Below are 12,397 nucleotides of genomic sequence, written 5' to 3' on the forward strand. Positions count from 1 at the left end.
ATAATTAGAATGTTCGTACATTTGGATATTTAAATTTCCCCCTTGGAGAGACAAACTATGAGCCACAAGATCGCCATGCTGGGTACCGGCTTGATTGGTCGTTTTTATACCATGAGCCTGTTGAAGTATCGCGGAAAAGAACAGGTTGTGGTGGCTTACTCGAGGAGAGCGGAGCAAGCCGAGAAATTTGCGGCAGAGTTTGGTATCCCGCGCTGGACAACCGATATGGCGGAAGCAATCCGCGACCCGGAAGTGGACACGGTCGTGATCGGCTTACCGAATTACTTGCACAAGCAGGCGGCCCTGTTGGCGGCCGAGGCGGGCAAGGCGGTGCTGTGCACCAAGCCGCTGGCAACCAACGCAGACGAAGCGCTGGAGATGCTGGAAGCGGTGGAAAAGGCGGGAGTCTTTCATGGCTACCTTGAGGATCTGGTCTATACCCCCAAAACCCTTAAGGCGTTGGAGTCAGCTCGTAAGGGAGCCTTGGGTAAGGTGTTGTGGGCGCGCTCGCGCGAAACGCACGGTGGCCCGCACAGTGACTGGTTCTGGACCAAGGAGCAGTCCGGCGGGGGCGCCATTGTGGATATGGGCTGTCACTGCATCGAAATTGCGCGTAATTTCATCGGCAAAGAAAACCGACCTATCGAGGTAACGTGTTGGGCAGATACGCAGGTTCATCCCATTGATGCGGAAGATCATGCGGTGGGTTTGGTGCGATATGACAATGGGGCGATTGGGCAATTTGAGGTTTCCTGGACTTTTCGCGGAGGAATGGACCTGCGGGATGAGATTGCCGGTACAGAAGGGACGGTGTGGCTGAATCACTGGTTGCGCACGGGCTTTGAGATGTTTACCGCTGTCGGGCAGGGCGGTTATGTGGCAGAAAAAGCCGAAGGGGACACCGGCTGGCTTTTCCCTGTGGGTGATGAAATTGGCTCGCTGGGTTATGTGGAGATGTTCCTGGATATGTTCAATGCCATGGACGAGGGCCGGCAGCCGATGGAAACCTTTTACGATGGTTATGTGGTCAACGCGATAATTGATGCGTGCTACAAGTCGGCCCAGACCAAAAAATGGGAACCGGTTGAATTGAAGGTCTGGCGCGGCGGTGAAGGGAGAGACCTTGGTGCTGCTTTGAAGGATTACGACGAGGAACATTACCTGATCAAGGAAGAGCGGATGCCTAACGGCAACCTCAAAGTCATCCTGAAAAACAAGAAAACCGGGGCAATCACGCAGATCATTCGCGAGTAAAAACATTGTCTATAAAATAGACGAAGTTCTTAATAAAATATACGAAATCGTCTATTGAATTTACGAAAGAATTTTGTAATAATAAAAACAAGTTGTTTTTTACCGCAAGCGATTGCGATAAAGGCATCCCTGTGTCGGCGTTGATTTTCGGTCTTCGCTTAATCCCTGTCCATGAACAACACCTTTCGGTCACGAATCAAAGCCCCGATTTTGTTGAACAGCGCAGAAGCGGAGATCATCCGTGCATTGCGGCGTCAGGGATGTATTACCAGTACCGACCTCAGCCGGATGACCGGCTGGTCTAAGGCAAAGACCGCCCAAGACATTCGTGATCTGGTTGAAAAAGGATTTTTGATGGAAGCAGGCGAGGGTATTTCCCAGGGTGGAAGAAAACCCCGCCTGCTTTGCATTAATCGCAATCTCGGTTTTGTGGTTGGGGTGGATATTGGTGCAACCAGCGTGGATGTTGCTCTGGCGGATATTTCGGGCAGCGTTCTTCAACGCTATAGCGAACCGGCGGATGTGCGCCAACGCCCGGAACCTTTTTTAGGCCGTTGTGTGGAGATTATCCTTCACCTGATGGAATTGCAGGGGTGCCGGGCTGATCAGATTTTGGGAATCGGGATTGGTGTACCGGGACCGGTTGACTTTGCGCGCGGGGTGCTGGTGGCTCCACCTTTGATGCCGGATTGGGAAAATTTTTCAATACGGGGGTTTGTAAAAGAGTCCTTTCCGAATGCGTTTGTGGTTGTGGATAACGATGTCAACATTATGGCACTGGGTGAGCAGCGCGCCGGTGATGGAATCAATGTTGATCATTTTATTTTCGTAAAAATTGGCACGGGCATTGGAGCGGGGATTGTTTCCAACGGGAAAATTCACCGGGGAAGTACCGGCTGTGCCGGGGATATTGGCCATATCTGTGTGGATAAAAACGGACCAATCTGCCGCTGCGGTAACACCGGTTGTCTGGAAGCGATGGCTGCCGGCCCGGCGATTGCAGAGAAAGCCATGCAGGCTGCGTTGAACGGCAGCAGTCTCCTCCTCAAAAATTTAATGAATCAGAACGGCGGCGTTTTACGCCCCGAAGATGTCAACACTGCCTGCCGTGAAGGCGATCAGGCCGCCTTGGAGATTATTCGAGCCAGCGGTCAAATGATTGGAGATGTGTTGGCGGGGCTGGTCAATTTCTTCAATCCCAGCCATATTTTTATTGGTGGGGGTATTGCCAATTTTGGCAATCATTTACTGGTTTCAATTCGCCGGGCTGTGCTGCGCCGTTCTCTGCCGCTGGCAACCACCCATCTCTCAATCAATTTCTCGCGGATGGGCCCCGATGCGGGAGTAACCGGCGCGGTTGCACTGGCACTGGAATACCTGTTCGTCATCGAAGACCAACCAACTACCACAATTTGATTCGGAAAATCACAAGAAAGGAGGTGTTCCAACTGTCAAAAAAGAATCTAATGATCGTTTGTCCGAATTTTTGTTTGAACGAAAAACTTAACAGAAGGAGAAGATGAACATGCAAAGAAAACCCCTCTTTACAATTCTCGGCCTCATCATGGTCATTTCCATGGTGCTGGCAGCCTGCAGTACACCGGCAACACCGACCACTGAGGTCCAGCCGACTCAGCCGCCACAAACCGGACAACAACCCACTCAACCCCCTGTTGAATCGAAAGGCCCTCCGTTCACGATTGGGATTTCGAATCCGTTCATCAGCAGTGAGTATCGGACGCAGATGATTGCGGAGTTGATTGAAGTCAACAAAGAGTATATGGACAAAGGGCTGACGACGGAATTGGTGATCGAGAGTGCGGACACGGACGTAGCCGGTCAGATTCAGCAGTTGCAGAATCTGATGGCGAAGGGTGTGGATGCGATTCTGGTCAATCCGAGTGATGTCAATGGTCTGAATGCGACGCTGCAAGAAGCGGTGAGCAAGGGGATCATTGTGATCTCGGTGGATCAGGAGTTGAATGTACCGGGCGTGTACAACGTGGGGATTGATCAGAAGGAATGGGCGAAGACGAGTGCCAAGTGGCTGGCCGAGAAATTGGGCGGCAAGGGCAACATCGTGCTGATCGAAGGTTTTCCCGGTCATCCGGCGAATGTAGCGCGGATGGAAGGGGTAGACGAGGTGCTGTCGCAATACCCGGACATCAAAGTGCTGGCGAAGGACACGGGGAAATGGGATGAAGCGACCGGGCAGCAGGTGATGTCGAACTTCCTGGCGGCGTATCCGAATCTGGATGGGTACTGGACGCAGGACGGTATGGCGATTGGGGCCTTGCAGGCGGTGATAGCGGCCAACCCGGCGAAGTTCCCGGTGGGTGTTGGTGAAGGTCGCTGCCAGTTCCTGAAGTTGTGGGAAGAGGTGTTGAAGGATCGCCCGGACTTTGAGACGATTGCGGTGGCCAATCCGCCGGGTGTTTCACCGACCGGGTTGCGGATTGCGGTGAACATGCTGCTGGGCAAGCAGGTGGACAAGAGCAAGCTGGGCGGAGCGAATGGTTTGTCATTCGTCATTCCGGTGCCGATTGTGATCACCAAGGACAACCTGCAACAGGGATTGGACATCTGCAAGGACAAACCGGATGCCTACCTGCTGGACGGCATCATGACCGATCAGGAAGTTCTGGATACCTTCTTCGTCAAGGAACAGGCCGCCACCCGCAAATTCACGATTGGGATTTCGAATCCGTTCATCAGCAGTGAGTATCGGACGCAGATGATTGCGGAGTTGATTGAAGTCAACAAAGAGTACATGGACAAAGGGCTGACGACGGAATTGGTGATCGAGAGTGCGGACACGGACGTAGCCGGTCAGATTCAGCAGTTGCAGAATCTGATGGCGAAGGGCGTGGATGCGATTCTGGTCAATCCGAGTGATGTCAATGGTCTGAACGCGACGCTGCAAGAAGCGGTGAGCAAGGGGATCATTGTGATCTCGGTGGATCAGGAGTTGAATGTACCGGGCGTGTACAACGTGGGGATTGATCAGAAGGAATGGGCGAAGACGAGTGCCAAGTGGCTGGCCGAGAAATTGGGCGGCAAGGGCAACATCGTGCTGATCGAAGGTTTTCCCGGTCATCCGGCGAATGTAGCGCGGATGGAAGGGGTAGACGAGGTGCTGTCGCAATACCCGGACATCAAAGTGCTGGCGAAGGACACGGGGAAATGGGATGAAGCGACCGGGCAGCAGGTGATGTCGAACTTCCTGGCGGCGTATCCGAATCTGGATGGGTACTGGACGCAGGACGGTATGGCGATTGGGGCCTTGCAGGCGGTGATAGCGGCCAACCCGGCGAAGTTCCCGGTGGGTGTTGGTGAAGGTCGCTGCCAGTTCCTGAAGTTGTGGGAAGAGGTGTTGAAGGATCGCCCGGACTTTGAGACGATTGCGGTGGCCAATCCGCCGGGTGTTTCACCGACCGGGTTGCGGATTGCGGTGAACATGCTGCTGGGCAAGCAGGTGGACAAGAGCAAGCTGGGCGGAGCGAATGGTTTGTCATTCGTCATTCCGGTGCCGATTGTGATCACCAAGGACAACCTGCAACAGGGATTGGACATCTGCAAGGACAAACCGGATGCCTACCTGCTGGACGGCATCATGACCGATCAGGAAGTTCTGGATACCTTCTTCTTGAAATAACTCTATGAGTGTGTCGCTTTCTGCCCGCAATATTGTAAAGCGTTATGGGGGTGTCGTTGCGCTATCGGACGGGAACCTGGATGTGAAATCCGGGGAAGTGGTCGCATTGATTGGGGCAAATGGAAGCGGCAAAAGCACGATGAGTAAGGTCATCAACGGAGTAGTTGTCCTCGATGGAGGGCAACTACTCCTCGATGATAAACCCGTGCGCTTCTCTTCCCCGCAGGCGGCTCGAAAGATGGGTATTGCTACCGTCTTTCAAGAACTCAGCCTGGTAGCCAAAATGACTGTAGCGGATAATATCTGGTTGACGCGTGAACCGCTGAAGCCCAACGGGATGATTGACCGCAAAGTAATGCGGGAGCAGACAGAGGCCCTGCTGGATTTGTTCAGCGGAACTTTCAAGGCCGATTTAAGGCCCGAAACGATCGTCTCCGATTTACACCCGGACGAAAAACAAATTGTAGAAATCCTAAAAGCCATCAGCCTTAATCCGCGCATTTTGATTCTGGATGAAGCGACGGCGAGCCTTGACAGCCGTCAGGTGGAGCGTTTGTTTGAACTGGTGAGACGGTGGAAAGAAGAAGGCAAAGCGATTGTCTTCGTTTCTCACCGCATGGAGGAAATTTTCCGCATAGCAGACCGTTATAGTGTCTTGCGGAATGGGAAAACGGTTGGGCAGGGGGATATCAAAGAGATCACGGAGAAAGATTTAATCCAACTGATGACCGAGAAAGAAAAGGTCTTTCAGTTCACCAAAGCAATTGCTTCTGAAGAAACAAGCGGTCTGGATCAACAAGTCTATCTGGAAGTAGAAAATTTGACCACCGAAACGCTGCGGGGAATCAGCCTGAAGGTGAAGCAGGGAGAATTGTTGGGAATTGGCGGTTTACAGGGGCAAGGACAGCGAGACTTGCTGCTGGCGTTGTTTGGGGACATACCTTACCATGGCACGGTTCGGATCAAAGGGGAAGTGGTGCGGTTCAAACACCCCCGGCAGGCGATGGATAAAAAATTGGCGCTTGTACCGGGGGATCGGGCTAGGGAAGGATTGCTCTATATTCGTTCGATCCTGGAGAACTTTTTGCTGCCTTCATGGCGGAAATACGGATTCCCGCTCAAGATGAAACTGGCGAAACGGGATGCAATGGCAATCAGTGAAAGGCTCAGTCTGGTCATGTCTGGCTTGATGGCACCGGTTAGCAGCCTTTCAGGCGGCAATGCTCAGAAGGTGGTCATTGGGAAATGGCTTTTGCGTGATCCGGATTGTTATTTACTGGATGACCCGACCAAGGGGGTGGATGTGAACACCAAAGCCGAGTTTTATGCTTTGCTGACGGATCTTTCCAGGCAAGGGAAATCCATTTTGTTTTACAGCAGTGATGATGATGAATTAATCGGACTGTGTGACCGGGTAATTGTGCTTCATGATGGAAAAATTCGCGCTGAACTCAAAGGCGCTTCTTTGACCAAGGAAAATCTGATTGCTGCCAGCATGGGTGTTTCCAACGGAGGTGAGGCATGAAACGGTTTTCCTGGGATGAATTGATGAACCGCTACCCCGCCTTGTTTGCCATCCTCTTGCTGGTTGTAGCGCTGATCATCAACTTTATTTTGCAGCCCAACATGTTTGCCCGGGATACCTTAAATAGCAACATGCGGGTTTTCCTGCCGATGATTTTACTGGCTGCCGGGCAGGCAATTGTCATTTTGGGCGGCGGGATTGATATTTCGGTTGGCGGTATCGTTTCAATTGTCAATACCATTCTGGCAACTCAGGTGGGCTTGAACGGCTCGCCGGAAAAAATGTGGACGTATGTTTTTGTGTCGCTGGGCGCGGGCATTCTGGCAGGGGCAATCAACGGTTTCTTCATTGCCTTCCTGCGCTTGCAGCCGATTATCACCACCTATGCAACCAGTTTCCTGTATGTTGGTTTTGCTTTGTTTATTCTGCCCAATCCCGGCGGCGGTATTCCGGCTGCAATTGCCAATGTGTATCGGAACACAACCCCGTTGGGTTTACCGCTGGCTTTTTATGTAATTGCGGTTGTTTTGTTGATCTGGATGTATGTCCGCTCAACGCGGTTTGGAAATTACCTGTATGCGGTTGGCGGCAATGCTGAAGCGGCTTATGAAACGGCTGTACCGGTGACGTGGGTACTTTTCAGTACTTATGTTGTCTCCGGCTTTATGGCAGCCCTGGCAGGTATTGCCATAACAATGTTGAGCGGTTCCGGGAACGCCGAAATTGGTGTCCCGATGACGTTGACATCCATAACCGCGGTTGTAATCGGGGGGACGGCTCTGAGCGGTGGTGTTGGCGGGGTGGCAGGGCCGGTGGTTGGTGCGATTACATTGGGTATTATTCAAAACATTATTTCCTTTTCGCGGATTGATACCTGGTGGGAAACTTTTGTGAAAGCGACGATCATTGTGGTGGCACTGGCAGCCCCCGGTATTATCAATCTGCTGCGGAGGAAAAAAGTATGAGAAGGTTTAGTATTTCGCCTCCTGTTGCGGCAATTTTGCTTGCAATTGTCCTTTTCCTGCTTTCGGGGTTTTTACCGAATGGATTTGGCAACGATATTAATGTGGCGATTGCTCAGGCCACCAATATTGTGCGGTTGGCGGTGTTTTTAGGAGTGATTGCCGCCGGTCAAACCCTGGTGATCATTAGCGGTTTTGAAGGAATTGATCTTTCGGCTGGTTCGGTAGTGACGTTAACGGCGATCCTGACCTATGTGACGGTGAAAGGGGAAGATGATAAAGTCCTGCTGGCACTGTTGATTTCACTGTCGGTCGGTGCGCTGATTGGCTTCATCAATGGTTTAGGAATCACCTTTCTAAAAATCTCTCCGTTTGTAATGACGTTGGGGATGTCGGGTGTTGTGACTGGCCTGATCATCATCATCAATCATGGCAATGTCAGCGGAAAAGTAGCCCCCATTATGACCCGGCTGATCGCTCGTCCCCTCTCACCTGATATACCGATTCCGAATGCGATCATCATCTGGATTATTTTTGGGTTCCTGATGTGGCTGCTTTTGGAAAGATCAACCTTCGGCAAACATCTTTTTGCAATCGGCGTCAACCGTGTGACGGCGAAACTTTCAGGGGTTAATGTTACAGCCACAAATCTGGCGGTCTACTCACTGGCGAGTGCGCTGGCCGGGTTTGGCGGTTTTCTGGTGGTGGGTAACACGGGTGTAGTCTTTATTGCGCTGGGACAGCCGTTCCTGTTTCCGTCTATTGCAGCAGTTGCAGTGGGTGGTACTTTACTATCGGGTGGTAAGGGTAGTTATTGGGGGACGATGGCGGGTGCCATTGTGCTGACTTTGATCACCAGCCTTTTAACCACCATGCAAATGCCCGATTCAGTGCGCAGAATGGTATTGGGTGCAACGCTGCTGGTAATGATTTCAATCTACGGCCGGCAGCGCGGATTCAGACAATAAAAATCATCATTTCAGGAGGCAGGCCATGACTAAAACAGTAAAAGTTGGCATGATTGGAGCCGGTTTCGTCAGTGACATCCACGCCCATGCTTTTAAGCACTATGTTCACAATGCCGAGGTTGTGGCTGTGGCATCACCCAACCGGGCAGGGGAATTTGCCAAAACTCATGGCATCCCCCACGCTTTTCATGACTACCGTGAAATGTTGAAAATGAAAGAAATTGACGTGGTCACGGTAGCCATACCGAACTACCTTCATTGTCAGGCGACCCTCGACGCCGCAGCAGCGGGGAAGCACATCATTTGTGAAAAACCGCTTTGCAAGACATTGGAAGAGGCCGATCAAATGATCGAAGCCACCAAGAAAGCAGGAGTCTTGCTGATGTATGCCGAGGAATTGTGCTTTGCGCCGAAATATGTGCGTGCCAAGCAATTGATAGAGGAAGGTGCCTTGGGCGAGCCGTTTCTTGTCAAGCAATCCGAAGAGCATGATGGCCCGCACATGCCTTGGTTCTGGGATGTGAACCTTTCCGGTGGCGGTGTGCTGCTGGATATGGGATGCCACTCGGTTGAATATGGGCGCTGGGTGTTTGGCAAACCGAAAGTCAAAAGCGTAACGGCATATTGTAATACTTTTGTGCATCGCGAACGGACCAAAGGTGAAGATCACTCGATTATGGTGATCGAGTATGAAGGCAACAAAATCAACATTGCCGAAAATTCGTGGGCGAAAGGCGGCGGGGTGGATGACCGCTGTGAGATTTATGGCACAAAGGGCAACACACGCGCCGATTTACTTAAAGGCAGCTCCTTGTGGACATACAGTCAGGAAGGGTATGGCTACGCCGTAGAGAAAGCCGGCACGACCCGCGGCTGGACGTTTACCATGTTCGAGGAAGTTTGGAATTACGGCTTCCCGCAGGAAATGCAGCACTTTGTGAATTGTGTGCTGGGAAAAGAAGAGCCAATCGAAACGGGCGAGGACGGTCGCGAAGTGCTGAAGATTTTGTATGCTGCTTATCAATCTGCGGGCGAGGGCCGGCGGATTGAGTTTCCGTACAATCCGCCGCAGGTCGAAAAACCAATTGATTTGTGGCGAAAACTCTAATTCTTTACTGGAGGTATCATGACAGCTATCAATGTGAAAACAATCACTTATGAACAATTGGCCAAGGTGATTGACCATTCGCTGTTGCGCCCGGAGCTGACTTCTCAGGAGGTTATCGAAGGATGTCAACTGGCGGCGCGTTATCATGTGGCAACGGTGTGCGTAAAGCCCTGTCATGTGCGCCTGGCGGCCGAGCAATTGAAAGACTCGGATGTGCTGGTCAGCACGGTGGTGGGCTTTCCGCATGGCAGCAGCGTGACCGAAATCAAGGTTGCTGAAGCCCAACGCGCTATGGATGACGGGGCAGTTGAGCTCGACATGGTGCTCAACATCGGCGAGCTCCGCTCGGGCAACGATGAATACGTTTATCAGGATATAAAAGCTGTGTGCGATGCTGCCCATGCCCGAGGCGTAAAGGTGAAGGTGATTCTGGAGAATGCTTACCTGACCGATGAGGAAAAAGTGCGCGCCTGCCAGCTGGCGGAAAAAGCCGGGGCCGACTGGGTAAAGACCTCTACCGGTTTTGCTCCCGGCGGGGCAATCCTGGATGACCTGCGTTTAATGCGCCGCTCGGTCAGCGAAAAAGTGCAAATTAAGGCGGCTGGCGGTGTGCGGACGCTGGATGCACTGCTGGCGGTAATTGAAGCGGGTGTGACCCGTTGTGGTGCTACCGCGACTGCCAAAATTTTGGACGACTTCAAAGCGCGTCAGGCCGGTGAACAGACCTCCACGGGTGAGGTAAAAATCGGTGGCGAATATTAGGAGAGGGGAGGGATAGTATGACAAAATTGAGCAAATCAACCATCGGGGTGGGAGTTGCCGGCACCGGTTTCATTGGACCTGCCCATGTTGAAGCCTTACGCCGCAATGGAATTACCGTGCTGGGACTGGCGGAAAATACCCGCGAAAAAGCCGAACAAAAGGCAGCCGAGATGGGCATTCCGCGCATTTACGGCTCGCTGGATGAGATGCTGAAGGACGATGACATTCAAGTTGTTCATCTGGCGACACCTAATTATCTCCATTACCCCCACGCCAAAGCGGCGTTATTGGCCGGTAAACATGTAGTTTGCGAAAAACCGCTTGCCATGAATACCCGCGAATCGGCGGAACTGGTGCAACTGGCGAAGGAAACTGGCAAAGTCAATGTAGTCAATTTCAATATCCGTATGTATCCGCTGGTACAACAGGCACGCAGCATGGTGCAGAGCGGTGAATTGGGTGATTTATTCATCCTGCAAGGCTCTTATCTGCAAGATTGGCTATTGTTCCCGACGGATTGGAACTGGCGGTTGGAGCCGGAACTGGGCGGTAGCCTGCGGGCGGTGGGTGACATTGGTTCACACTGGCTGGATTTGATCACTTTTATCACTGGATTGCGCGTAGTCGAGGTTTTTGCCGATTTCAAAACAATGCACCCCGTCCGCAAAAAACCGGCCAGGCCAGTGGAAACATACACGGGTAAGATTTTACAGCCGGAGGATTATGTTGACCAGCCCATTTTCACTGAGGATTATGCGACGGTTCTACTGCATTTTGAGAATGATGTACGCGGGGTGTTGACGGTCGGGCAGGTCTGTTCGGGACGTAAAAACCGCCTGTTCTTTGAGATCAACGCTTCGAAATCCTCGCTGGCGTGGGACTCGGAAAGGCCGAACGAATTGTGGGTGGGCCATCGTACTCAACCCAATCAAATCATCATGAAAGATCCGGCCTTGCTTTCACCTGAGGCACGGGCGGTTACGTCCTATCCCGGGGGACATAACGAGGGCTTCCCGGATACCTTCAAGCAACTTTACAACAAGGTGTATAACTACATCCTTGCCGGAGATTACAACAAACCACCCGATTTCCCCACCTTTGCGGATGGTCACTACGAGATGCAATTGTGTGAAGCCATCGAACGCAGCGCAAAAGAAAAAGTTTGGATCAAAGTTTAATCACATACGGAGGGAGCAATGAAACTTGGATTTTTTACGGCCGCATTACCGGGGAGCACCCTGGAGGAAGTTGCCCGCTGGGGAGCAGAGAGCGGTTTTCAAGCCATCGAAATTGCTTGCTGGCCGCACGAGAAAGCCACGCGGCGCTATGCCGGTGTGACTCACATTGATGTAGCCCAACTGGATCAACCCAGGGCTCGCGAGATCCGTAAAATGCTGGATGGGTACGGCTTGATGATCTCATCTTTGGGATATTATCCCAATCCGCTCCATCCAGACCCGGAACATCGTGAGACGGTAATTGCCCACCTCAAAAAGGTGATTGACGCGGCGGCTTTGCTGGAGGTTGGTGTGGTGGGTACTTTCATTGGCAAAGACAAGAACAAGACTGTGCCGCAAAACCTTGAGGATTATGCCCGCATCTGGCCGCCGATTGTGCAATACGCCAAAGAGCGCGGGGTGAAAATTGCCATCGAGAACTGCCCGATGATTTTCTCTTACGACGAGTGGCCAGGCGGCAATAACCTGGCCAGCACACCGGCCATCTGGCGCAAAATGTGGGAGATCATCCCGGAGGATAACTTTGGCTTGAATCTCGACCCCTCCCATCTGGTTTTGCAGATGATCGACTACGAACGTGTTGTGCGGGAATTTGCCAGTAAAATCTTCCATGTCCATGCCAAAGACCTGCATATTGACCGCGAGGGGCTTTACAATCACGGTGTTCTGTCGCAAGGCATGGGCTGGCAAGTGCCGCGCTTGCCCGGCCTGGGTGATATGGACTGGGGCAAGTTCTTTGCAGCGCTGACGGCCGCCCGCTACGACTATGTGGTCAGTATTGAACATGAGGACCGGGCGTTTGAAGGATCGGAAGAACTGGTCAAGCGCGGTTTTTACCTTGCGCGGGATGTGTTGAAACCCTATATCCATTAGCCAGACCCGGAAACAGTCCTGTGCCTGGTGTTTTTACCGGGCACGGGACTGT

General features: G+C 52.2%; 10 protein-coding genes. All 10 read left to right on the forward strand.

Annotated elements, in window-relative coordinates; all coding sequences use genetic code 11:
- Nucleotides 1-57 precede the first annotated feature (57 nt).
- A complete protein-coding gene (locus AC812_RS14755) occupies nucleotides 58-1,254 on the forward strand; it encodes a Gfo/Idh/MocA family protein (protein ID WP_061915072.1) in 1,197 nt (398 codons plus the stop codon).
- A gap of 171 nt (nucleotides 1,255-1,425) precedes the next feature.
- Nucleotides 1,426-2,670, forward strand: coding sequence for an ROK family transcriptional regulator (locus AC812_RS14760; protein WP_061915075.1), 1,245 nt, complete (start codon nucleotides 1,426-1,428; stop codon nucleotides 2,668-2,670).
- Nucleotides 2,671-2,779: 109 nt separating this feature from the next.
- Nucleotides 2,780-4,909 (forward strand): substrate-binding domain-containing protein, encoded by a 2,130-nt coding sequence (locus tag AC812_RS18045; protein ID WP_211261492.1) that lies wholly within the window; start codon nucleotides 2,780-2,782, stop codon nucleotides 4,907-4,909.
- A gap of 4 nt (nucleotides 4,910-4,913) precedes the next feature.
- The gene (locus AC812_RS14770; protein ID WP_061915077.1) at nucleotides 4,914-6,434 is read left to right on the forward strand and encodes a sugar ABC transporter ATP-binding protein; all 1,521 of its coding nucleotides are present in this window, start codon (nucleotides 4,914-4,916) and stop codon (nucleotides 6,432-6,434) included.
- Complete coding sequence (locus tag AC812_RS14775; protein WP_061915080.1) at nucleotides 6,431-7,399, forward strand: ABC transporter permease; 969 nt, start codon at nucleotides 6,431-6,433, stop codon at nucleotides 7,397-7,399. Before AC812_RS14770 ends, AC812_RS14775 begins: the two co-directional genes overlap by 4 nt.
- Entirely contained in the window at nucleotides 7,396-8,364 is a 969-nt protein-coding gene (locus AC812_RS14780; protein ID WP_061915083.1) for an ABC transporter permease, read from the forward strand. The genes AC812_RS14775 and AC812_RS14780 overlap by 4 nt, the downstream gene beginning before the upstream one ends.
- Before the next feature lie 25 nt (nucleotides 8,365-8,389).
- Complete coding sequence (locus tag AC812_RS14785; protein ID WP_061915086.1) at nucleotides 8,390-9,472, forward strand: Gfo/Idh/MocA family protein; 1,083 nt, start codon at nucleotides 8,390-8,392, stop codon at nucleotides 9,470-9,472.
- Between the two features lie 18 nt (nucleotides 9,473-9,490).
- Nucleotides 9,491-10,234, forward strand: coding sequence for a deoxyribose-phosphate aldolase (gene deoC, locus AC812_RS14790; protein WP_061915088.1), 744 nt, complete (start codon nucleotides 9,491-9,493; stop codon nucleotides 10,232-10,234).
- A gap of 17 nt (nucleotides 10,235-10,251) precedes the next feature.
- Nucleotides 10,252-11,412: a Gfo/Idh/MocA family protein gene (locus tag AC812_RS14795; protein WP_061915091.1), complete on the forward strand. Its 1,161-nt coding sequence runs from the start codon at nucleotides 10,252-10,254 to the stop codon at nucleotides 11,410-11,412.
- 18 nt (nucleotides 11,413-11,430) lie between these two features.
- Complete coding sequence (locus tag AC812_RS14800; protein WP_061915094.1) at nucleotides 11,431-12,345, forward strand: sugar phosphate isomerase/epimerase family protein; 915 nt, start codon at nucleotides 11,431-11,433, stop codon at nucleotides 12,343-12,345.
- The last annotated feature ends 52 nt before the right edge of the window (nucleotides 12,346-12,397 follow it).

It is taken from the genome of Bellilinea caldifistulae (assembly GCF_001306055.1).
GTDB lineage: Bacteria > Chloroflexota > Anaerolineae > Anaerolineales > Anaerolineaceae > Bellilinea > Bellilinea caldifistulae.

Bases quoted from the DNA above. Each gene is read 5' to 3' on its own strand.
- AC812_RS14785 (WP_061915086.1), top strand. From the start codon at position 8,390: ATGACTAAAACAGTAAAAGTTGGCATGATTGGAGCCGGTTTCGTCAGT.
- AC812_RS14780 (WP_061915083.1), top strand. From the start codon at position 7,396: ATGAGAAGGTTTAGTATTTCGCCTCCTGTTGCGGCAATTTTGCTTGCA.
- AC812_RS18045 (WP_211261492.1), top strand. From the start codon at position 2,780: ATGCAAAGAAAACCCCTCTTTACAATTCTCGGCCTCATCATGGTCATT.
- deoC (WP_061915088.1), top strand. From the start codon at position 9,491: ATGACAGCTATCAATGTGAAAACAATCACTTATGAACAATTGGCCAAG.
- AC812_RS14755 (WP_061915072.1), top strand. From the start codon at position 58: ATGAGCCACAAGATCGCCATGCTGGGTACCGGCTTGATTGGTCGTTTT.
- AC812_RS14775 (WP_061915080.1), top strand. From the start codon at position 6,431: ATGAAACGGTTTTCCTGGGATGAATTGATGAACCGCTACCCCGCCTTG.
- AC812_RS14770 (WP_061915077.1), top strand. From the start codon at position 4,914: ATGAGTGTGTCGCTTTCTGCCCGCAATATTGTAAAGCGTTATGGGGGT.
- AC812_RS14795 (WP_061915091.1), top strand. From the start codon at position 10,252: ATGACAAAATTGAGCAAATCAACCATCGGGGTGGGAGTTGCCGGCACC.
- AC812_RS14760 (WP_061915075.1), top strand. From the start codon at position 1,426: ATGAACAACACCTTTCGGTCACGAATCAAAGCCCCGATTTTGTTGAAC.
- AC812_RS14800 (WP_061915094.1), top strand. From the start codon at position 11,431: ATGAAACTTGGATTTTTTACGGCCGCATTACCGGGGAGCACCCTGGAG.